We start from the raw sequence: 22,877 nt of genomic DNA on the forward strand, positions 1-22,877 counted from the left end.
TTAGGAGATCCCCCGGCTTTGCCGGGGAGGCAGCCGAAGTTTGACATTTCCGGAAGTCGGTTCCGCGCGGCTTCGGTTTGGCCGAAGCCGCGCAACCCCCGAGATCCTGACGGTTGGCACAAGCTGCAAGGAGCCAAGACGTCGCTGTTCACGAAGAGCAGGTCGGTAAGCTTGGCGGCGCAGAGAGTGCGCTTCGGGCTGCACGCGGTCCCGGATCCAACCCAGCCCCTTTTAGGGGCTCATGTTCCGAAACCCCCCGGCTTTGCCGGGGGATCGTTAGTTCCCCCGGCGGACCTTGGGACGTGAGCGGCGCGCGTCCAAGAAGGTCCACATAGCAACGACGACGACGAGCCCTGCGATCACGGCCGCCGAGATCAGCAAATTGCGGAGCACGTCCTGGTCGGGATTGCTTTCGAAGGGGATGACCGGTGCCGTGGGACCGAGCTTTTCGAGCATGCCCTTCACCTCCTCGATCGGAATGCCGAAGTTCAAGCTCTGCGATCGATTGAGCGTTCCCACGGCGACGGCGACGACCTCCCCGCGCCTCGTCATGATGGGGGAGCCGCTCGATCCCGGCGAAATGGCGGCCGTGATCTGGAGGCCCCACGATTCGAGCTCCGAGGCGCGGTCGATTTCTTTGCCCACGCCGCGCTCCCGCTTCGCCGAGACGATCCCCACCGTGAGCGTCCCCGAGAGCCCCAGGGGGCTGCCAATGACCACGACCTCGTCGCCCGGCGCGACGCCGCTCGAATCCCCGAGCGAGAGCGCCGGCAGCCCCGTCCCGTCCGCCTTCAGAATGGCGATGTCCCGGTCCTCGTCGTCGTCGAGGCGCCCGAGAATCGCGAGCTCCGAGCCGTCGGAGAGCGTTGCCGTGACCTTCGCGGCGCCGTCCACGACGTGGTGGTTCGTGACGATTCGCCCGTCTGGCGAAACGAAAAAGCCCGTCCCGGTCCCGACCTTGTGGCCCGTCGCGTCCTCCACCGTCAGAAGCACGACCGAGGGCTTCGTACGCTCCGCGAGCTCGGCCAGCTCACCACCGGCCGCCCAGGCGACCGCCGGCGAAAACGAGAGGGCCAAGGTCATCGCTGCCGTGAACCGACGAACCATGGGGCGACGGGAAGCGAACGGGTCGCGTTTGTCAAGCGAGAATCGCGGTCCGCTTGCCATTTCGGCCGCTCAGGCCGAACGCCGCGCCTGCCTCCGCGGGGAGGCCCGCGGGCGTTCGCGGCGCATTTCCGCCACGGAGGAGAGAACCCGCTCGAGCTCCGCGGGATCGATCGGCTTCGTCATGTGGGCATCGAATCCCGCGGCGAGGGTGCGGCGTCGATCCTCGGCGCCGCCATATCCGGTCTGCGCGATGAGATGGCTGCTCGCCGTCACGGACATCGCGCGCAGCGCGCGAGCCACGGCAAATCCATCCATGTCTGGCAAGCCAAGGTCGCAGAGCACCACGTCGGGACGCAGCCGTTTCGCGGCCTCGATTCCGGCGGGGCCCGTGTACGCCACCTCGGCGCGATAACCGAGGAGCACGAGCAGGTTTCGCAGGATGTCCGCGGTGTCGCGATTGTCCTCGATGACGAGGATACGCAAAGGTCCATCCGTTTGTCGGAGCAGAGGGGTCGAGGGCGCTGCGGCGCCGAGCGCGGCCTCCGTCGAGAGCGGGAGCCGCACCCGGAGCGTCGAGCCCTTTCCTAGCCCCGCGCTATGGGCCTCGACGGCGCCGCCGTGCAGCTCGACGAGCCCCTTGACCACGGCGAGCCCGAGACCGAGCCCGCCGCGCGAGCGATCGAGGCTGCGGTCGGCCTGGCTGAACGTCTCGAAGAGCCGCCCGAGCATGGGCGCATCCATGCCGATGCCGGTATCGCTGACCATGATGGAGACCTCGTTCGTCGCCGCGTCATCATCCATCTGCACGTGAATCCGTCCGCCCGGGTCAGTGAATTTGATGGCATTGTGCAGCAAATTGCCGACGACCTGCGAGAGCCGGGTGGGGTCCCCCTCCACCCAGCGGGGCTCCTCTGGCAGGGCGACCGAGAGCGTGAGGCCATTGGCCGACACGATGGACGCGTAATCGTGGGCGACGTCGCGGACGATCTGCGCGACATCACAAGGCTCTTTGCGCAGCTCCAGCTTGCCGCGGGAAATGCGCGACACGTCGAGGAGGTCGTCGATCATCCGGGCCATGTGCGCGACTTGCCGCTCGATCATGGCCAGCGTCTGGCGCGCCTCCGGCGAGCGGCCCGCCCGCATGTCGAGGACCTTCACGGCCGTACGAATGGGGGCGAGGGGGTTTCGGAGCTCGTGCCCGAGCATGGCCAGAAATTCGTCTTTCCGCCGATCGGCCTCCCGGAGCGCGAGCCCCGCCTCCCGGAGCGCGCGCTCGATCTGCTTCAGCCGGGTGACCTCCTGCACCATCACGTTGACGCCCTGCACGGTGCCCGACGCGTCCTTGATCGGCACGAAGCTCGCGATCCAATCCCGCAAAACACCGGGCTGCCCCGCGGTTTCCATCCGATACTCGTGATCCATCGAGTTCTCGCCGGTCTCGAAGACGTGACGGAGCACAGCTGCGATGGGCCCCGCCACGCCGGGCACCATCTCCCATATCGTGCGGCCGATGTGGGCGGCGACGGAGGTGCCATTGTACCGGGCCAGGGTCTCGTTGATGTTCACGTACCGGAATTCGGTGTCGAGGACGCAAAGGCCCGCGGGGGAGGTCTTGTACACGCTCTGGAGCTCGGCAAGGTGGCGCTGCGCGGCCCGCTCGCTCTCCTTGAGCTTGCGGACGAGCTCGCCGCGATCGATCACGGCGGCCACTTGATCGCTGAGCGTCTGCATGAGCCGGAGCTCGTCGTCCGTGTACCGGGTGCGCCGGCTCGTCGCGAATGCCAGTGTGCCGAGCACGCGGCCATGAGCGACGAGGGGAAACCCTGCGTATGCCTGCACGCCGACCCCCTTGAGCGGCCCGGATCCGGGGTACGTCGAGTGCTGGAGGTCGGCGAGGATGAGGGGCTTGCCCGTCTCGGCCACCGTCCCGCACAGAAACTCGCCGAACTTGAGCTCGTGGTATTGCGTGCGTTGCTCCTCCGTGAGCCCCGCGCTCGATTCGAGCTCCAGCGTCTCGGGAACCGGACCGGTCATGTAATTGAAGTAAAGCTCCACGCCGAGCTCGGCGCCGAGCTCCGTGAAGAGCGGCCCGAGCAGCTCCACGGGCTCGTCGCTGAGGACGAGGCGCCCGGCCGCCTTGGCGAGCAAGCGGAGGTGCGCGTTCTGGGCCTCCTGAGCCTCCTGCACGCGCCTCCGTTCGGCGACCTCCCGCGTGCTCTGCGCAGCGGCTTCGAGCATGCGCTCGGCGGCGCGCCGCCATTGCACGCCGAATGCCACGGAGAGCCAGAGGACGGCCAGGGTCGAGGTGCGCATCATGGCGTCGATCCACGGGGGAACGTGGTATGGGTTCGGGGAAACCAAGAACCCCAGCGCCGTGAGCAAGGTGCAAACCCCGACGACGAAGATCGCGGCGCCGCGCCGGGGGAGCCATAAGGCGATGCAGACGGGCACGACGTACCCGAAGGGAATCACGACGCCGAGGGAAGTCGTGAGATCCAGAAGAAAGAGCCCGACCACGAGCGCCCCGACGACGAGCGAACGCACGACCGTCCTCTCGGCGAACCATTGCCGCCGGGCCGTCTCGTCCGCGGATCCGGAGATGCGCGGCCGGTCTCCCGATATGCCCTTCACAGCGTGCTGGCGGCGCCTCCACCCACGGCGCACGCGCCCCCTTTGAGGTGAAAACATGCGCGATGCCGCGTGCGTCGTCGAGCCGTGGGGCGAGCCGTGCGGGAGCCCTTTCGGCGTTCATCGGTCGTGCGGGCTCGCCCGGACGGTGATGAGGGATTTCCCCGAGGGTGCCCGGGATACCGCATTCCAGCGTGGATGCTATGGACAGGACTCCATGCCTGCACGCTTCTGGCCCGGTCGCGAGTACCCCCTCGGATCCTTCTACGACGGATTCGGCGTGAACTTCGCCGTCTTCTCGGAGAACGCAGAGCGGGTCGAGCTTTGCCTGTTCGACAACCCGGGCGACCGGTCCGAGCGGGAAAGGCTCGTCCTTTCGGAGCGGACCGCGCACGTATTCCACGGGTACGTCCCGGCGCTCCGCCCGGGGCAACTCTACGGGTATCGCGTTCATGGCCCCTATGATCCGACGCGGGGCCTCCGGTTCAATCCGCACAAGCTGCTTTGCGATCCGTATGCCCAGGCCGTCGCCAACGAGGTCGACTGGCGGGCGCCGATGTTCCCCTACAAGCTCGGCCACCCCGATCAGGACCTCGCAATGTGCGAGGAGGACAATGCCTGGGGCGCGCCGAAGGCCGTCGTCGTCGACAACGTCTTCGATTGGGAGAACGACAAACACCCGCGGACGCCGTGGCGGGACACGGTGATCTACGAGCTTCATGTCAAAGGTTTTACCGTCCGGCACCCCGACATCCCCGAGGGGAGCCGGGGCACGTATGCGGCGCTCGCCTCCGAGTCCGTGATTTCCTACCTGAAGAAGCTCGGCGTCACCGCGGTCGAGCTCTTGCCCGTGCACGAGATGGTCGACGACAAGATGCTCGTCGATCGGGGGCTCAGGAATTACTGGGGATACAACACGCTCTCCTATTTCGCGCCGGCGGGCCGGTATGCCTCGATGGGTCGGCGGGGCGAGCAGGTCGCCGAGTTCAAGCGGATGGTGAAGACGCTTCACGCGGCCGGGATCGAGGTCATCCTCGACGTCGTCTACAACCACACCGCCGAGGGCAACCACCTCGGGCCGATGCTCTGCTACGAGGGCATCGACAACCCCACGTATTATCGCCTCGTCCCCGGGGATCCGCGTTATTACATGGATTATACCGGCACGGGGAACTCGCTCAACATGCGGCACCCGCAGACGCTCAAGCTCGTCATGGACAGCTTGCGGTACTGGGTGACGGAGATGCACGTCGACGGGTTCCGCTTCGATCTCGCCTCGACGCTCGCCCGCGAGCTCCACGACGTCGATCGGCTGAGCGCGTTCTTCGACATCATCCACCAGGACCCGATCCTCTCGCGGGTGAAACTCATCGCCGAGCCCTGGGACGTCGGCGAGGGCGGTTATCAGGTGGGCAATTTTCCGGTTCTGTGGACCGAGTGGAATGGTCGTTATCGCGACGCCGTGCGCCGCTACTGGAAGGGCGACGCCGCGGTCACCGCCGAGCTCGGGTTTCGGCTCACGGGGTCGAGTGATCTCTACGAGGGGGGCGGGCGCAGGCCCACGGCCAGCATCAATTTCGTCACGGCCCACGACGGGTTCACGCTCCGCGATCTCGTCACGTACAACCACAAGCACAACGAGGCGAACGGCGAGGAGAACCGCGACGGCGCCGATAGCAACGACAGCTGGAACCACGGCGTCGAGGGCGAGACCGACGAACCGGCTGTCGTGGCCTTGCGTGATCGTCAGATGCGGAACTTCTTCACGACCCTGATGATCTCGCAGGGCGTGCCGATGATCTGCGGCGGCGACGAGATTGTCCGGACCCAGCGCGGGAACAACAATGCGTATTGTCAGGACAACGAGCTTTCCTGGCACGACTGGGAGGTCGACGCGCGGCAGCGATCGATGCTGGAGTTCGTCCGGCGGCTCTCGGCGTTCCGGCACGAGCAGCCGGTGCTCCACCGAAAGAGGTTTTTCTCGGGAGGCTACATCCGCGGCAGCGAGATGAAGGACATCGTCTGGTTCCGCCCGGACGGCCGGGAGATGAGCGCCGAGGACTGGCAGAATCCACACGGGCGGGCGCTCCAGATGTTCCTCAACGGCGACGCCATTCCTTCGACCGACGCGCACGGCGAACCCATCGTGGGGGACACGCTCCTCGTCCTCTGCAATGCGCACCACGAGCCATTGCCGTTCGTCCTGCCGGCCATCGAGTGGGGCGAGCGCTGGGAGGTCGTGATCGATACCCGCACCGCGGCGGCGCCCGAGATTGGCCTGCCGACCGGGGCCGGCGAATCCTACGTCCTCGAGTCGCGCTCGATGGCGGTGCTCCGCCTCTGCCCCAAGCAAGAGCCCGGCGCGAAGAGCGCGATCTGAGGGATGACCATGATGCAGATGGAGTCGACCGACAAGGCGTCCCCGCAAAGCCCCAAGGCGGCCGGAGCCGACCCTGCGGAGGGGCTTTACGAAAAGATCCTCGCGGGCGCGCGCGTGCCCGGGGCGACCTATCGTGTCCAGTTGAACCACGCGTTCACGTTTCAGGACGCCGCGGTCATCGTGGAGTACCTCGAAAAGCTCGGGGTGACGGATCTGTATGCATCGCCCTTTTTCAAGGCGCGGCCGGGCAGCATGCACGGCTACGACCTCGTCGATCACAACAGCCTGAACCCCGAGATCGGCACGAGCGCCGATTTCGACGCCCTGCACGAGCGGCTCGTGGCGCGCGGGATGGGGCTGCTCCTCGATTTCGTGCCGAACCATATGGGGGTGCACACGGCCGAGAACGCCTGGTGGATGGACGTGCTCGAAAATGGGCCGAGCTCGCTCTACGCGCCGTTCTTCGACATCGACTGGCACCCGCTGAAGAGCGAGCTCGAGCGTCGGGTGCTCCTGCCCGTGCTCGGCGAGCATTACGGCAAGGTGCTGGAGAACGGCGATCTAGAGCTCTCCTTCGATCACGGCGCCTTCTTCGTGCGTTGTTATGGCAATCCCTTGCCGCTCTCCCCGCGCACGTTCCCGCTCATCTTGGAGCCGATCGTGCCGTCGCTCGCCCGCGCGCTCGGCGAGGAGGACGATGTGGTCCTCGAGCTCATGAGCATCCTCACGGGCCTCGGGAATCTGCCGCCGCAGGGCGAGACGCATCGGTCGAAGGTCATCGAGCGCCGGCGCGAGAAGGAGATTCTCAAGCGGAGGCTCGCGGCCCTCGTCGCAGAGTCGCCCGCCGTGGCGCGGGCCATCGAGGAGCAGATCCGCGTGATGAACGGGCAAAAGGGCGATCCGCGGAGCTTCGACGCGCTCGACGCGCTCCTCGAGAACCAGGCCTACCGATTGAGCTACTGGCGCGTGGCGGCCGAGGAGGTCAATTACCGGCGTTTCTTCGACATCAACGATCTCGGGGCGATCCGCATGGAAAACCCCGTGGTCTTCGAGGAGGCGCACCGGCTTTTGTTCCAGCTCATGGACGAGGGAAAGGTCACGGGGCTCCGGATCGATCACCCGGACGGCCTCTGGGCGCCTTCCACGTATTTCTGCCGGCTGCAGCGCACGTTTTTCCTTCACCGCGTGCGCCGCGAGCTCGAGGGGACCGAGGACGGCAAGGGCGCGGCGTCAGCGTTGCAATCGCTCCTGCTGAGCCGCTTCGATCGCGACGCGGAGAGGCGTCCGGAAGATCCGCCGCGGCCTCTGTACATCGCCGTGGAGAAGATCCTCTCGCGCAGCGAGGAGCTCCCGCGCGACTGGGCCGTCCAGGGGACGAGCGGCTATGATTTCGCCGCGCTCGCCTCGGCGCTTTTCGTGGATCGGAGCGCCGAGCGGACGATCACGTCCATCTACGAGGGTTTTACGGGGCTGCACCTCGATTTCGGGACACTCGCCTACCAGAAGAAGAAGGTCATCCTGGAGAGCTCGCTCGCGAGCGAGCTCAACGTCCTCGCGAGCGCTCTGAATCGTATCTCCGAGCGGGATCGGCACACCCGCGATTTCACGCTCGGCACGCTCACGGACGCGCTGCGCGAGGTCATCGCGTGTTTCCCGGTGTACCGGACGTACCTCCACGAAGGTACGACGAGCGTGGCGCCGCGCGATGCCGCGGCCATTCGCGCGGCGCTGCGGGCGGCGCGGCGGCGCAATCCCACGATGGACGCCTCGGTGTACTCGTTCCTCGGCGGCATTCTCCTCCTCGAACGCCCACCGCACCTCTCGGAGCAGGAGCTCCCGAGCCGCCGCGATTTCGTGATGCGGTTCCAGCAGCTCACGGGGCCCGTGACCGCGAAGGGGCTGGAGGACACGGCGTTTTACGTGTACAACCGCCTGGTCTCGCTCAACGAGGTCGGCGGCGAGCCGGAGCGGTTCGGCATCACCGTGGACGAGCTCCACCGGGGCAATGAGGCCCGCCAGAGGCTCTGGCCCTCGTCGATGCTCACCACCAGCACGCACGACACGAAGCGGAGCGAGGACGTCCGCGCCCGCATCAACGTGCTCTCGGAGCTGCCCTCGGATTGGGCGGGCACCTTGTATCGCCTCGCCGAGGCGACCGCGCTGTTCCGCGAGGAGCTCGAAGGGATCTCGGCGCCGGATCGCAACGAGGAGTACCTTTATTATCAGACCTTGCTCGGGACCTGGCCGTTCGGTGCCGAATCGGCTTCGCCCGCGTACGTCGAGCGGCTTGTCGACTACATGCGCAAGGCCACGAAGGAGGCGAAGGTCAATACCTCGTGGACCAACGCGGATCCCACGTACGACGCGGCCGTCGAGCATTTCGTCCGCAAGACGCTGGCCGACGGACCGGAGACGCGCGCGTTTCGCGAGGCGCTGCTCCCGCTCGCGCGCACCGTGGCCTACCACGGCATGTGGGGCTCGATCGCGCAGGTCCTTTTGAAGCTCACCTCGCCCGGCGTGCCGGACATTTATCAGGGCAACGAGCTCTGGGATTTCAGCCTGGTCGACCCGGACAACCGCCGGCCCGTCGATTTCGGGATCCGAAAGCAAATCCTCGCGGAGATCGAGGAACGACGGCGCGCGCCCGAATCCCGGGCGGAGCTCTCGCGCGCACTCGTGGAGAGTGCGAGCGACGGCCGCATCAAACTCTACGTCACGCGCGTCGCCCTCGAAGCGAGGCGGCAATGGCCGGCGCTTTTTGGCCCGGAGGGCGCGTACGTGCCGCTCGGGGCCTCGGGGCCCGGGAAGGACCACGTGGTGGCTTTCGCGCGGCGATGCAAGGACCAGGAGATCCTCGTCGTGACCCCGCGGCTCACCGCGCGGCTCTCGAACGGGCGCAGCGAGCCGCCGATCGGCGCCATCTGGGGTGAAACCACGCTCCAGATCGATTCACCCACCGGCGGGTCCACGCAATCCGTCTACGAAAACCTTTTCACCGGCGAGACGATCGAAGGGGCGCCCGCGGACGCTGGGCTCGTACTGCCTCTCTCGCGCGTGCTCGGCGCCTTCCCCGTGGCGCTGCTTTCTCGAAAGGCGGGCGGAAGCGAGGGATTGTCATGAAGAATCTCGCGAACGTCGCCCCGCTCGGCGCCCTGTTCGAGGAAAACGACGTCGTTTTCCGCATCTGGGCCCCGGATCATGATCGCGCCGAGGTCGTCCTGTACGACGCGGACGCCGTGACCGAGCGGGTACGTCTCCCGATGCAGGCCGAGCCGGGCGGGTTTTTCCGGGCGCGCGTGGGCGCCTCCGGGCCCGAGGCCTCCGTGCTCTACAAGTTCGGCGTGGGGGGGACGGGTCCATTTCCCGACCCGTATTCACGCTCGCAGCCGTTTGGCGTGCACGGACCGTCGGAGGCCAGGCGATTCTCCTTTGCGTGGACCGACCAGGCGTTTGGCGGGGTGAGCCCCGAAGATCTCGTCCTTCAGGAGATCCACGTGGGCACGGCGACGGCCGAGGGCACGTTCGAGGCGCTGATCCCGCGCCTCTCCGAGCTTCGCTCACTTGGCATCACGGCGATCGAGTTGATGCCACTCGCGAGTTTTCCCGGGCGCTGGAACTGGGGTTATGACGGCGTTTGTTTCTACGCGCCGCAGGTCTCTTACGGAGGCCCGCTCGGGCTCATGCGCCTCATCGACGCGGCGCACGCGCATGGGCTCGCCGTGATCATCGACGCCGTCTACAACCACCTCGGGCCCGACGGCAATTACCTCCGCGCCTACACGCGGCGTTATTTCACGGACCGGCACCAGACGCCGTGGGGCGAGGGGCTCAATGTCGACGGCGCGGACGCGCGGCCCGTCCGGGAGCTCGTCGCGCGCAGCGCGGAGATGTGGATTCGTGACTATCACGCCGACGGGCTCCGGCTCGACGCGACCCACGAGATTCGCGACGACAGCGATCCTCACATCCTGCGCGAGATCGCCGAACGCGCCCGCCGCGCGGGCGGAGGAAAACGAATCGTGGTGATCGCCGAGGACGAGCGCAATGACGAGCGCCTCGTGCGTCCCGTGGACAAGGGCGGACTCGGGCTCGACGCGGTCTGGGCCGACGATTTTCACCATCAGATGCGCCGCGCATTCGCCGGAGACAAGGACGGTTATTTTCAGGACTTTTCGGGGAGCGCCGCGGACATTGCACGGACCCTGAACGAGGGCTGGTCCTATCACGGGCAAACCTCGCCGCGGACGGGCAAGCCGCGGGGGACGTCGCCGCGATCTCTCGAGTCCACGCGGTTCGTCCATTGCATCCAGAATCACGATCAGATCGGCAATCGCGCGTTCGGCGATCGCCTCGGCGAGAGCGTGAGCCCCGCGGCGTTCCGGGCCATGAGCGCGCTGCTCTTGCTCTCGCCGTACGTGCCGCTGCTCTTCATGGGGCAGGAGTGGAACGCGAAGACGCGGTTCCAATACTTCACCGATCACAACGCGGAGCTCGGCCGCCTCGTGACGGAGGGGCGACGGAAGGAGTTTGCGGCGTTCGCTTCGTTCCAGGGCGCCGAGATCCCCGATCCGCAGGCGGAGTCGACATTCCTCGCGTCAAAACTCTCGTACGAGGAGCGCGATACGGCCGAGCATGCCGGCGTGCGCGAGCTGTATCGCGAGCTCTTGCATTTGCGTGCCGAGCACCCGGCCCTGCGCGCGCGGGAGAGGGGCACATTCGAGGCCCGCGCCGTGGGCGAGGACGCGCTCGTGCTCACGCGGCGGGGCGGCGGGAAGGAAGTGTCCGTCTGGGTGAACGTGCGCGGGAAGCTGCGGGAGAAGCTGCCGGAGGGGTTGTCCGCCCAGCTCATTCTCGCGACGGAGGAGGCGCGCTTCGGCGGCGCGGGCGGCGAGGCGGTGCGGGAAGGCCTCGCCGTGGGTGAGGTGCGGCTCGACGGGCCGGCCGCGGCGGTGCTAGGGTCGCGGTCGTCTGCGTGAGCGTCCGCCTGGTCCTCGATAGCTCGGTGCTCGTCGCCGCGATGAAGGAAGCCGACCCCGGCCATGAGGACGCGGTCGATTTCCTCGATCGCCTGCGCGCCGCTCACGCGTCCGGACGGGCCGAGGTCTTCGCGCCCCCGGAGCTCTGGATCGAGGTGCGCGCCGCCGCCCAGAAGCTCGGGCGATTCGTGGTCACGCCCTCGCGGCGGAGCATGGACGACCTCTTCGCGAACCTCGACGTCGAGCTCGTGCCGATCACGAGCGTCGTGGAGATCGACGCGTTCTTCGAGCGCCTCGAGCGTCACATGCGGAATCGCGCGCCGTTCACGAATGCGACGGATCTCGTGTACCTCTGGGTCGCGTTCCAGCGCGCCGCGGCCCTGGTCACGCTCGACGCGGGCCTGCTCAAATATCACGGAATGGTCTGCGACGTCATGCGTCCGTTCCATGTTCGCCTGGATTGAGAGTGAGGGGCGCGGCGGTCGAGCCGAGCCACGCCACGCCGCTTGTATCGGGAAGGCCACGGCACCACGTCCGCTATTGCCGCGAGACGAACGCGGGGAGGAGGACGACGTGAAGCAGCCGAAACCACCCCAGGCCACGACGCCGGACAAGCATCCCGAGGAATACCTCCACGACCTCAACCCGACCGCGCTCGCCGGGCAAAACATCGGAAAGGACGCGCCGCACCCGGAGAAAGAGGAGGGGCACAGCGCTTACGACATCAAGGAGGCCCACGACGCGCTGCCCGATCTGACCGCCGACGAGCTGCGGGAGCTGCGCGTGCTGCCGCCCGGCACCCCGCTCCTCGAAAATGCGACGTACATGGATATCCGGCACCGCGAGCGCGGCGAGATCCTCGGCCGCGCCGGCATGTTCGCGGACGACGTGCACTGGTTCGTGCTGAAGAAGGAAGTCGATTACGAGCTCTGGAACAAGCTGCTCGGGATTCACCACGTCAAGCGGACGGGCACCGGGGGGTAAAACCTCGGCGAGGGGCCGAGCCGAGAGAGGCCTCGGCCCCCGCGGACAACCTGGCTGCGACGGGGTTTTTCAGGGCGCGACGCCACGCGCGGAGAGCGTGCCCTCGAACGGCGCTCCCGGGCAGCTCCCGAGCGACGACGGGGTCGCGAGCGTGAAATCCATGTCGATACGCGTGCCGTCGATCGTGCCCTTCACGATCGACGCCGCCCCGCCGCAGAAGAACGCGACGCGCGCCTGGTCGAACGGATACACGAGATAGGCCTCGTCGATGGTCGTCTCGAACGAGCCTTCCCCGACGGGCGCGTGGAGCTTCATTTCGAGCAGGCCCCGCTGCCCCGCAACCTCGAATTCGACCTCGCACACGTTGCCCGTGCACGAGAGGCCGTCCGCGCCGCCGAGCGCCACGCCGCCGAGCGTCCCTCCGAGCTCCGTCGTCAGCCCCGTCGTCAGGTCGCCATGGAGCGAGGCCGTCACCGTGTCCGTCGTGGGTTCGCCGCCGGGGCAAGCGCCGAGCCGCGTGAGCGAGGGCAGCGTGAACGCCGCCTTGTCCGGCGTGGATCCGCGTGTCACCGTGCTGTTTGGCCCGACACACAATATGTCGCTCGGCGCATCGGGTGACGTTATCTCCACGATGCCCGTGACCGGCGTCACGGGCTGGTCCTCCTCCACGTCGCCCGTGCCCCAGAATCGCGCGCTGAGCGTGCCGTCCGCGGGATCTTCCGTGACCTGGTACTCGGCCGAAATGCGCCACCCGTCGCCCGATTGCATGCGCGCCATGCCGCCCGCGCAATAGGCCTGCGCTGCCGAGGCACCGCCCAGCGTGCCCTCCGTTTCGAGGATCGCCGCGCACGACGGCCCGGGATCGGGCGTTTCGTTCGGTGCTTCGTCGGCGCCGCAAGCCGAGAGGAAGAGGATGGCCATGGAAGACACGATACCGAGGACCGGGTAAGCACGCATGAGATTCTCCTCCCGAGGGTGGGGGATGGTTGAATGCAGCTCGTATTGGCAACCGGCGTGCCAGCGCGCAGAAGGCGTGTTTCAGGCGGGAAAACCGGGGGGAGGGGAGCCGTCGGGGCGCTCGTTGCTCGAATTGAGCAGATGTCGCGCTCCTGGAAGTTCACACCGGGCGGCCGTGCGTCACGGACAGACCGCGCTGCGCAGGCCCATGCCGTGGGTGATGAACTGGATCGGGTGGCTGCCCGTGAACGCGTTCGTCGGGAGCTCGTCCCAGGTGACGCCGTCCGTGCTGCGGAAGAACCTCTGCTCTTCGTACCACCGATCCCAGTCGCCATTGACGGCGACGTAGGTGTCGCCGTCGCTGCGGGCCACGGCGCCGACGATGGGCCCGGGGCTCGTCTGCGTGGTGCCGTCGTCGTTTTTCTTGCGCACCTCGGTCGGCGTCTTTGTCCACGTGGCGCCGTCCGGGCTCGTGTACCGCTGCGAGGCGTAATTCGCGTCGCGGCCCCACGTGACGAACGTGTCGCCGGTCCAGAGCAGACGCGCGTCGACCTGGCCGCCGATGTTCGACTCGGTCCAGGTGTCGCCGCCGTCGAGCGAACGACAAGCGACGCCGGTGCCGCCGAGGACGACGATCACGCCATTGCCATACGCGAAGCCGCCGGCCCATTGAATGTCGCCCGCGCACGCGGCCGGGAGCGTGGTCGGGCGCGCCCAGGTCGCGCCGTTGTCCTTGCTCACGTTGATGTCGTTCCCACTGTTGTCGCCGAACGCGAGCAGGAAGCGGCCGCCGTCGTGCGGCGCGAAGCCGGTGCGGCGCACGTTCCACACGTCCGAGGTCGGGTCGCCGCCCGGGGTCCACGTCCCGCCGAACGTGTCCGCGACCTGCGGCGGGCGCTCGCCCGCGAGGAAGACGTCATTTCCGTAAACGATCCCCGCGAACGTCTTGCCTTCGAGCACGTTCTCCCAGTCGACGCCGTTTTTGCTGCGGCGAATCGAGCCGGGTTTTCCCCAGCCGAACGTCGCCACGAAGAAGCCATTGCCGTACGTGATGCCGCGGCCCGCGCCCGGGTGGTGATCACAATCGTACGTGGGGCTGGAGAAGCAGGGATACGTGTCGTCGTCGGAGCGGTTGCCGACCCAGGTCATTCCGTCGTCGCAGGAGATGACCGTCCGCCCGACCATGCCTTGCGCGACGAAGATGGGCACGAGATCCGGATCGACGACACCTCCGCCTTGTCCTCCTTGCCCGCCGCCGCCCTGTCCTCCTTGCCCGCCGCCGCCCTGACCTCCCGCGCCGCCGCCGCCCTGACCTCCCGCGCCGCCTTCGGCCGCGCTGCCGCCCGCGCCTCCCGCGGCATCGCCGCTACAAGCGACGAGCACGAGCGCCGCCGTGGCGAGCGCTGCCTTTCCGTATTTGCCCACCAACGCCGCCGAATCGAGCATTCGAGATTCCTCCACGCGAAAGGACATCCGCGCGGCGGCGGCGCGTCAAGGGCCCTGTCTCTCGACGCGCCGTGACGCGGCCTCCGATCCAGTGGCAGAACACGATGCCACTTTTGCGCGATGCGGCGCGGTTTTCGGCCGTTCGACGCTCTGGCGCGCGCCTTCCGATGCGGATACCGTGGTGCCCTCGTGCGCGGGGAAAAGCCTCGTGAACGCTCTTGCCAGGAGGTCCTTTTCGATGATGCGAAGACGCTGGCCATGGCTTCTGGGACTCGGCGCCCTCACCGGCGCCTGCACGGGGCTCATTGGGGAGCCCCTGGACGGGGAGGTCGGATCGACGCCCACGTCCTTCGTATGTGATCCGGACGTGGTGCCGGAAGCGCTGCCGCTGCGGCGGCTCAGCCACCTGCAATACCGCAATACGGTGTCGGATCTGGTGCGCTTCGCCGTGCCCTCCGCCGCCGGGGAGATCCTCGGCGGGGCCGAGCCGCTCTTCGCGCAGCTCCCGAACGATCAGCGCGTCGGCCCGGACAAACACTACGCGGGCTTCACGCGCCTCGATCAGGCCCTGCAGCAGCAGCACGTGGACGGCGCGTACCGCGTGGCCGGCGAGGTCGGCAAGGCGCTCACGGCGTCGCCCTCGCGGCTCGCGGAGCTCGCGGGCGCCTGCGCCACGGACGCGGATGCGGCGAACGATGACGCCTGCCTCGACGACATGATCCGCCGCTTGGGCGAGCGCGCGCTGCGCAGGCCCGTGACGGACGAGGACGTGGCGTTTTATCGAGGCCCGGCCGGCGCAGCGCCCTTCGACGGAGCCGATTACGCTGACGTCGTCGCGTTGCTCCTGAATGCGCCGCACCTGATGTATTTCGTCGAGCACGGGCAGGAGGGCAGCGATTCCACGGCGCCGCTCGACGCCTACGAGCTCGCCTCGCGCCTTTCCTACCATTTCTGGCAGACGCTCCCCGACGAGCCGCTCTTCGAGGCGGCCCGGACCGGCGCGCTGCTCACCGAGGCCGGCTACGAGGCCGAGGTCGAGCGGATCTTCAAGGATCCGCGGACGCAAGCGGCCATGGGCGAGCTCTTCGGGCAATGGCTCGACAACACCACGCTGGAAGAGCTCGACGCGCGCGTCGGCACGCCGCTCTTCGACGCATTCACCGCGGGGTATACGCCGGGGCCCGATCTGCGCGAGCACATGCTCGCCGAGGTCACGGACGCGGCGCTTCATTACACGTTCGAGGAGCCGGGCACGTTCCGCGACTTGCTCACGAGCCGCAAATCATTCGCCCGCACCGAGGACCTCGCGAGCCTCTATCACACGCCCGTATGGTCGGGGAGCGGGGAGCCGCCGGAGTTCACCGAGCCGGAGCGCGCCGGGCTCCTGACCCGCGCGGCCTTCCTGGCCACGGGCTCGGCGAATACGCGACCCATCATGAAGGGCGTGTTCATCCGCAAAGCGCTGCTCTGCGACGAGATCCCACCGCCGCCGCCGAACGCCGCGGCGAACCCGCCGCAGCTCAGCGAGAGCCTGTCCACGCGAGAGGTCGTCGAGGAGCTCACGGGGCAAGGCGCGTGCGCCGGTTGCCACAAGGTCGCCATCAATCCGCTCGGCTTCGCGACGGAAAACTTCGATTCCCTCGGCCGCGTCCGCACCGAGCAGGCGCTCTTCGATCCCGACACGGGCGCGGTTGTCGCGACGGCCGGCGTGGACACGGAGGTCGTGCCGCGCGTGGAGAGCGGCGACGAGACGGTCGCGCAGAACGCGCAGGAGCTCACGAACCTCATCGCCGCGAGCCCCAAGCCCTATGCATGTTTCGCCAGGCAATACTTCCGGTTCACCTTCGGCCGGCTGGAGGACCTCAATCGCGACGCCTGCGCGCTCGAAGAAGTGAAGCTCGCCCTCGACGAGGGCAAGCCCATGGCGGACGTCCTCCGATCCATCGCGCGGAGCCAGGCGTTCCGCATGCGCTCGTTCGTGGATTGATGTGCGTGAATGGCGGCCCGGAAACTGGAGAATGACATGAAAAAGCTCAACCGACGCATGTGGCTCCGAGGCGCGGCGGGGTTCACGCTGGCGATCCCGTTCCTCCCCTCGCTCTTCGGCAAGGACCAGGCGTACGCGGCCGGCGGACCGAAGCGTTTCGTCGCGCTCGCGACGCAACACGGCGGCGTCTGGCAGCCGCGGATGTATCCGAACGACGCGACGCTCGCGCAAACGGTGTCGTACGCGGGGCACGACGTCCGGCGCGGCGCGCTCGCGCTCGAGGTCGCGAATGGCGTGGCCTCGCTCTCCCCGGTCCTCGCGGGGGATTCCACGAAGCTCACGAGCACGCTCGTGCAAAAGATGAACGTCCTGCGCGGGCTCGACGTCACGTTTTACCTGGCGCACCACCGCGGCGGCCACCTCGGCAATTACGCGGACAATGACGGCAACGGCGCCGACGGTCAGGCGATCTGGGAGAAGAAGCGGCAGACGATCGATCAGCTCCTCGCCTGGTCGAGCAAGTTCTATCCGGATCTCGCCTCGATCCGCGAGCGATCGATCGTGATCGGCAGCGGCGGGATGTCGCACGGGTGGTCGAACCCCGGCAATCAGACGGGCGACATTCAGACGCTGACCCCGGAGAACGACTCGCTCGCGCTCTTCAACAAGATCTTCGTGCCCCCGCAGGTTCCGGGCGAGACGCGGCCGCCGATCGTCGACCGTGTGCTCGAAGATTACAAGCGCCTCCGGGACGGCAGTCGCCGCCTCTCCACGAAGGACAAGCAGCGGCTCGACGATCACATGGACCGCGTGAACGAGCTCGATCGCAAGCTCAACGTGAGCGCGTCCTGCGGCGACATCCAGACGCCGTCGAGCTCGTCGATCGACGAGTGGGGCTCGTCGTTTTCGGTCGACCCGGAGGCGCAGAAGCGCTTCTGGCAGCTCATGAACGACGTCATCGTGGCCGCGTTCGCGTGCGACACCTGCCGCATCGTGACGATGAACATCGGCGACCATTTCTCGAATTACGTCGGCGACTGGCATCAGGACGTGGCGCACCAGGCGAACGTGAGCGCCGAGCGGCACGAGCTCAATTTCCAGGGGCATCGGCGCTTCTTCGAGGACGTCTACCTCGACCTCGTCTCGAAGCTCGACGCCTTGCAGGACGCGAGCGGCGGCTCCGTGCTCGACCATTCCCTCGTGCAATGGACCCAGGAGTCGGGCTGCGTCACGCATGATCCCATCGAGATGTGCGTGGTCACGGCCGGCGGCGCCGACGGGTTCTTCTCGACGGGCAACTATTGCGATTATCGCAACCTGCAGAAACCGGCGAGCAAGGCGGACGGGAACATCCTCGTCGATTCGCACGTCGGCCTGGTCTACAACCAGTGGCTCGGGAACGTGCTACAGTCGATGGGCCTTTCGCCCTCCGACTACGAGACGGACGGGTACGGCGGCTACGGCCTCGTCCAGCTCTCGACCGAGGGCTGGTACGGCGGGTACGATAAGTACACGAACGCCGAGCTCGGCGTGATGAGCGAGATTCTCCCCTTCCTGAAGGCATGAACCAAAAGACGCACCTCCCGCTCGATCCGGAACTCGCCACCGAGCGGGAGGCGCCCGTCGATCCCGAGACGGGCGAGCCGCTCGATTGCACGCGCTGCGGAGCCTGCTGCGAGGCCGGGCCGGGGAACATCCCCCTCACGGAGGACGACCTCGTCCTCTGGCGCCGGGCGGGCAGGCAGGACCTCGCCGATCGCGTGGACGAGGGCCATTTCGGCATGATGGCGTTCCCCACGACGCACGAGGGCGCGTGCATCTACCTCACGCGCCCCGAGGGCCGGAGCATCTGCTCGATTTACGAAGGCCGCGCGAGCACGTGCCGCGAGTTCCAGGCGGGATCGTGGCAATGCCTCGAGTTCCGCCGGGACGCTCGGAAGAAGGGGCGGCTGCGGTAAAGGCTTGCCTTGGGCCTCCGGCCAGGGCTACCGTCGTTCCCGCGCAACGTAAAGCGCTTCACCAGGAACGCGGGTAGTGCCCTCCACGTCACCTTTCCCGATCCCCGTTTCTGCCCTCAAGCCCGTCGCTTGTGGCTCGACGCTCTGGCGCAGCGGCGGCGTCCTGCGCGCCACGATCTTCCTCAAGCTCACCGTCTCCCTCACGCACGAGCGCACGGCGTGGCCGACCACGGCCATCGACCTCGTCCGCGAGGAGAAGAACCGTGACAAGAGCCCGGCTTCGAGCGTCCTCGAGGCCACCGAGACCGCGCCGTACCTGCCCTCGGCGGGTGTCCTCCTCTCCGGCCACGCGTACGCCCCGGGAGGCCGGCCCGTGCCCGCGCTCTCGGCGCGCCTCGCGATCTTCCGGGAGCGGGGCCTGCTCGACAAGACCCTCCACGTCTTCGGGGATCGCGCCGCGAACACGCCCCAGTCGCCGCGGCCCTTCGACCGCATGCCGCTCATCTACGAGCGCGCCGCTCAGACCGACGACAACCCCGTCGGCGTGTCCCCGAGCGCGCCCACGCTGCCGAACCTCCTCGATCCCCGGGGCCCCACGCGCACCGCGGGCTTCGGCCCCTACGGGCGGTACTGGCCGCATCGAAGGCGCTTGCTCGGGAACGTCGACCGGAAGCGGCTCGAAGGCGTCGTCGCCGACATCCCCGACGGTTTCGACTTCCGCTGGTACAACCCCGCGCCGCCCGACCAGCAGATCGAGTTCCTCCGCGGCGAGGAGTGGATCGTCCTCGACGGCATGCACCCGAGCCTGCCGCGCGTGCAGTCGCGGCTGCCGCTCGTCCGCGCCAAGGCGTGCACGTTCCTCGTCGGCCCGGGCGGGCCGGGGCAGGGGCGCGTGATCGACCTCACCGCGGATCTCCTGGTCATCGACGCCGATCGGCTCGTCGCGTCGATCGTCTTCCGGGGCAACTTTGCGTTCGACCGGCTGGAGACCGTGCCGCAGCTCCGCGCCTTCGCGGACGTGGAGCTGCCGGGCAACCCGATCCGGTGGCCGGACGCGGCCGAGGTGATGCGCGCGAAGGCGCCCGGGCCGGTCGTGCCCGCGGCCGCGCCGGCTCCGGCGGCCGACATCTTCACGACGTTGCCGGTCCGTGACGAGAAATCCACCTCGAGGGCGGTGCTCCCGTTCCAGCCGCGTCCTCCCGGCGCGCCGACGGTGCTCCCGCCGAACTCGCCGCCGCTGCCGCCGCGGCCGCGTGTCGATCCGGACGACGATCCGCTGATGCACACGCAGGCGATCGATCCGGCCGAGCCGCCGTCGCGCCCGGCGATGCCGTTCCTGAGCGCGTCGCCGGGCCCCGCCGCGCAGGCCCGCGCCGCGCTGGGCATGCCGCCGGCGCCGCCCCCGCCGCTGCCGCGGCCGGTCCGTCGGGATGACGACGAAGATGCGACGCGCGCGATCGACCTCGCGGAGCTCGAAGCGAAGCGGGCGGCGGCGGCGACGCCTTTCGAAAAAGCCGGGGATCGCGCGCCGGGGAGCGCGCGTCTGCCGCCGCCGGTCGTGCCAGCGCCTCCCGCGATGGTGCAAGCGCCTCCTCCCGTCGTCCCTGCGCCTCCTGTAACGGTGCAGGCGCCTCCTCCCGTCGTCCCTGCGCCTCCGCCGATGGTGCAAGCGCCTCCTCCCGTCGTCCCTGCGCCTCCTGCAACGGTGCAGGCGCCGCCACCCGTCGTCCTTGCGCCTCCGCCGATGGTGCAAGCGCCGCCGCCCGTCGCCCCTGCGCCTCCTGCAACGGTGCAGGCGCCGCCTCCCGTCGTCCCTGCGCCTCCTGCAACGGTGCAGGTGCCTCCGGCCCCTCTCCAGGTGCTCGGGACCGCTCCCGCGGCCGCTCCGGAAGCCGCATCCGCTGCCGCTTCCGCATCCGCTGCCGCTGCCGCTCCCGCTGCCGCTCCTGCTCCCGCGCCCGAGGAGACCGGTATCCGCGCCACCGTGCTCGCGCGCCTCCGCGCCGGCGAGCGCAACCCGCTCCATGGCCTCTCCGTCGCCGGCGCCGACCTCTCGAACCTCGACCTCAAGGGCGCGAACCTCTCCGGCCACGACCTCGGCGGCGCCAAGCTCTCCGGCGCGAACCTCGAAGGCGCTCGCCTCTCCGGCACCCGCCTCGTCGACGCCGACCTCGACGGCGCCGACCTGCGCAGCGCCGACCTCAAGGCCGCCGACCTCTCCCGCGCGAGCCTCGCCAAGACCCGCCTCGACGGCGCCTCCATCGAGCAGGCCATCTTCGCCTCCGCCCGCGGCAGCGGCGCGACCTTCGACGGGTGCCGCGGCCGCGCGCCCGTCTTCGCCCGCGGCACCTGGGACGGCGCGACCTTCCGCGCCCTCGACGCGCTCTCCGCCGACTTCTCCGGCGCCTCGCTCGAAGCCGCCGTCTTCGAACGCGCCGTCCTGCCCGAGATCAAGCTCGTCGACGCCCGCGGCAAGGGCGCGAGCTTCCAGGGCGCCCGCCTCGATCAGGCCCACGTCGAGGGCGCGGCCCTCACCGACACGAACTTCCACGAGGTCGACGCCAAGGGTTCCACCTGGGAGAACGCCGCGCTTGCCGGCTCGTCGTTCGAGGGCGCGCGCCTCGACGGCGCGGTCCTCACGCGCGCCACCTGCGAGGGCACGAAGTTTTTGCGGGCGAACCTCAAGGGCGCGAACCTTGGCCGCGTCCAGGCCGACCGCGCGAACCTCGACGGCGCGAACCTCGACGGCGCCGACCTGCGCCAGGCCCGCATGCACGAGGCGCGCTTCGAGGGGGCGAACCTGCAGAACGTGATCGCGGGCCGCGCCGACCTCTCGCGCTCGCACCTCGTCTCCGCCGATCTTACGAACGCGAATTTTCGCGCGGCGCTGCTTTCCGGGTCGAGCCTCGCGAAGGCCAAGCTCGACGGCGCCGACCTGCGTGATGCGGACCTCCGACGTTGCACCTTGAGTGGCGCCTCGCGGAGCGGCACGAAGCTGATGGGGGCCAACATCCGCGACGCCGTCGACGACTGACCGCTTCGCCCCAAATGCCGCGCCGCTTGGGGCTTCGGACCGCCTTCGGCGCCCTTCGCCCAGAGCCCCGTTGCCGAGGATTCGCCCACGGAGCGCAAATCCAGGTACAGTGCTCGGCCATGAGCGGAGGCCGTGGTGAAGCCCTGAGCGCGAGCGCGTGCCGCGACGAGGCCACGCTCCGCTCCTTCATCGAGACGCGGATCAGTCCGAACGCGTGGCCCATCTACTCGCCCGCGCTCCGCCGCCGCATCCTCGAAGAGGGCATCGACCTCGAAGCCGCCCGGCGCTTCACCATGGACCTCGACACCATGGAGCGCCTGATCCGCGTGTTCGAGGCCCGCTCCTGCCGCGTCGAGCGCCTGCTCGGGATCAACAACGCCTTCCACCGGACGCTGCACAACGACGAGGTGCTCCTGCGCCTCCTCCTGCTCGAGTGGCCCGAGGAAACGCCGCTGCCCGACGATGTGAAGGAGGCGCCGATGCGCGTCTATCCGAACATCGACGCTGTCGCGGCGGTGCTGCGCGACGCGCTCGGCCGCATGCTCGAGGCCGGCACGCCTGCGTCGGTGCTCGCGCGGGATCTCCTCGCGGCCCTCGGGCACGACTACGGCCACTCGGGCGGCACGGATCGCATGCGCCCGGACGGCGCGCCTGCGCTGCTCACGCACGAGGATACGGCGGAGAAGCATGTTGCGCCGATCGGGCTCGAGTTCGGCATGCCGACGGCGCTCGTGCTGGAGAGCATGGCGGGCATTCGCGCGACGACGTTTTTTGTGCGTCCGGGTCGTCCGCGCATTCAGGCGATGACCGAGTTCGAGCGGAGGCTGACGCTTGCCGACGTGATGGGGTGCGTGCTGCCGCCGGACCTCTGGCTCACGCACGTGGGTGCGCCTGTGCTCGTCGAGAAGCTTCCGATCTGGCGGCGGCGGCTCGTGCAGATTCCGGGCGAGCTTGGGGCGATCGAGGCGCGGCTTGCGGTCCTCCCGGACGACGATCCGACGCGGCAGACGATCCTTGCCGAGCGTGAGGCGCTGCTGCTCGAGGACTCGCGCATCGTCAAGCATGTCGAGGAGTGGTTCCGCAGCGAGCGGGGCTTCTTCTTGTTCATCGAGTCGAGCCGCCTTGGCGTGGTGCCGCGCGCGCGTGACCTCTGGGGCGACGTCTTGCGCAGCAAGATTGAGCTCATGGAGCGCGTGCTCGCCCAGAAGGAGATCCTCGCGCCGCTCGCCGCGCAGGGGTTTCCGCTGCTCGGTCAGTACGCTGAGGAGCTCGCGAACGCGGAATCCTTGGAGAGCGTCCTCGCTCGCGGCACGTTCGACCCGGGACTCTGCAAAATTCTGCGCATGTTCCTGCCCTGAGAGGGCGCTGCCCTGAGCGCACACCGATGCTCCGTTGCATCGACCGCATCGCGGTCGATGCA

14 protein-coding genes are annotated in these 22,877 nt (G+C 68.4%); 10 read left to right on the plus strand and 4 right to left on the minus strand.

What is annotated here, in order from left to right:
- Window positions 1-276 precede the first annotated feature (276 nt).
- The gene (locus KEG57_RS47220) at window positions 277-1,107 is read right to left on the minus strand and encodes a S1C family serine protease (protein WP_272427656.1); all 831 of its coding nucleotides are present in this window, start codon (window positions 1,105-1,107) and stop codon (window positions 277-279) included.
- 69 nt (window positions 1,108-1,176) lie between these two features.
- Window positions 1,177-3,651, minus strand: a complete 2,475-nt coding sequence (locus KEG57_RS47225) for an ATP-binding protein (RefSeq protein ID WP_272427655.1) — start codon at window positions 3,649-3,651, stop codon at window positions 1,177-1,179.
- Window positions 3,652-3,952: 301 nt separating this feature from the next.
- Here KEG57_RS47225 and glgX point away from each other — a divergent pair, with 301 nt between their 5' ends.
- The 5 genes from glgX (at window position 3,953) to KEG57_RS47250 (ending at window position 12,075) form a co-directional block, all read left to right on the plus strand.
- Entirely contained in the window at window positions 3,953-6,115 is a 2,163-nt protein-coding gene (glgX, locus tag KEG57_RS47230; protein ID WP_272427654.1) for a glycogen debranching protein GlgX, read from the plus strand.
- Window positions 6,116-6,124: 9 nt separating this feature from the next.
- Window positions 6,125-9,235 (plus strand): malto-oligosyltrehalose synthase, encoded by a 3,111-nt coding sequence (treY, locus tag KEG57_RS47235; RefSeq protein WP_272427653.1) that lies wholly within the window; start codon window positions 6,125-6,127, stop codon window positions 9,233-9,235.
- Window positions 9,232-11,091 (plus strand): malto-oligosyltrehalose trehalohydrolase, encoded by a 1,860-nt coding sequence (treZ, locus tag KEG57_RS47240; protein WP_272427652.1) that lies wholly within the window; start codon window positions 9,232-9,234, stop codon window positions 11,089-11,091. Before treY ends, treZ begins: the two co-directional genes overlap by 4 nt.
- The gene (locus tag KEG57_RS47245) at window positions 11,088-11,555 is read left to right on the plus strand and encodes a type II toxin-antitoxin system VapC family toxin (protein ID WP_272427651.1); all 468 of its coding nucleotides are present in this window, start codon (window positions 11,088-11,090) and stop codon (window positions 11,553-11,555) included. Before treZ ends, KEG57_RS47245 begins: the two co-directional genes overlap by 4 nt.
- A gap of 109 nt (window positions 11,556-11,664) precedes the next feature.
- Window positions 11,665-12,075: a hypothetical protein gene (locus tag KEG57_RS47250; protein ID WP_272427650.1), complete on the plus strand. Its 411-nt coding sequence runs from the start codon at window positions 11,665-11,667 to the stop codon at window positions 12,073-12,075.
- Window positions 12,076-12,144: 69 nt separating this feature from the next.
- On the opposite strand, the gene KEG57_RS47255 is transcribed toward KEG57_RS47250, so the two are convergent.
- Together KEG57_RS47255 and KEG57_RS47260 are read right to left on the minus strand one after the other, a co-directional pair.
- Entirely contained in the window at window positions 12,145-13,032 is an 888-nt protein-coding gene (locus tag KEG57_RS47255) for a hypothetical protein (protein ID WP_272427649.1), read from the minus strand.
- Between the two features lie 180 nt (window positions 13,033-13,212).
- Window positions 13,213-14,478, minus strand: coding sequence for a beta propeller repeat protein (locus KEG57_RS47260; RefSeq protein ID WP_272427648.1), 1,266 nt, complete (start codon window positions 14,476-14,478; stop codon window positions 13,213-13,215).
- Window positions 14,479-14,716: 238 nt separating this feature from the next.
- On the opposite strand from KEG57_RS47260, the gene KEG57_RS47265 reads away from it, so the two are divergent.
- The 5 genes from KEG57_RS47265 (at window position 14,717) to KEG57_RS47285 (ending at window position 22,815) form a co-directional block, all read left to right on the plus strand.
- A complete protein-coding gene (locus KEG57_RS47265) occupies window positions 14,717-16,465 on the plus strand; it encodes a DUF1588 domain-containing protein (RefSeq protein ID WP_272427647.1) in 1,749 nt (582 codons plus the stop codon).
- Window positions 16,466-16,501: 36 nt separating this feature from the next.
- On the plus strand, window positions 16,502-18,031 hold the full coding sequence (locus KEG57_RS47270) for a DUF1552 domain-containing protein (protein WP_272427646.1): 1,530 nt from the start codon (window positions 16,502-16,504) through the stop codon (window positions 18,029-18,031).
- A complete protein-coding gene (locus tag KEG57_RS47275; protein WP_272427645.1) occupies window positions 18,028-18,423 on the plus strand; it encodes a YkgJ family cysteine cluster protein in 396 nt (131 codons plus the stop codon). Before KEG57_RS47270 ends, KEG57_RS47275 begins: the two co-directional genes overlap by 4 nt.
- A 76-nt stretch (window positions 18,424-18,499) precedes the next feature.
- Window positions 18,500-21,457 carry a DUF2169 family type VI secretion system accessory protein gene (locus tag KEG57_RS47280; protein ID WP_272459740.1) on the plus strand — a complete coding sequence of 986 codons (2,958 nt, stop codon included), beginning with the start codon at window positions 18,500-18,502 and terminating at the stop codon, window positions 21,455-21,457.
- Window positions 21,458-21,576: 119 nt separating this feature from the next.
- Entirely contained in the window at window positions 21,577-22,815 is a 1,239-nt protein-coding gene (locus tag KEG57_RS47285; RefSeq protein ID WP_272427643.1) for a hypothetical protein, read from the plus strand.
- Window positions 22,816-22,877: the final 62 nt, after the last annotated feature.

It is taken from the genome of Polyangium jinanense, from assembly GCF_028435365.1.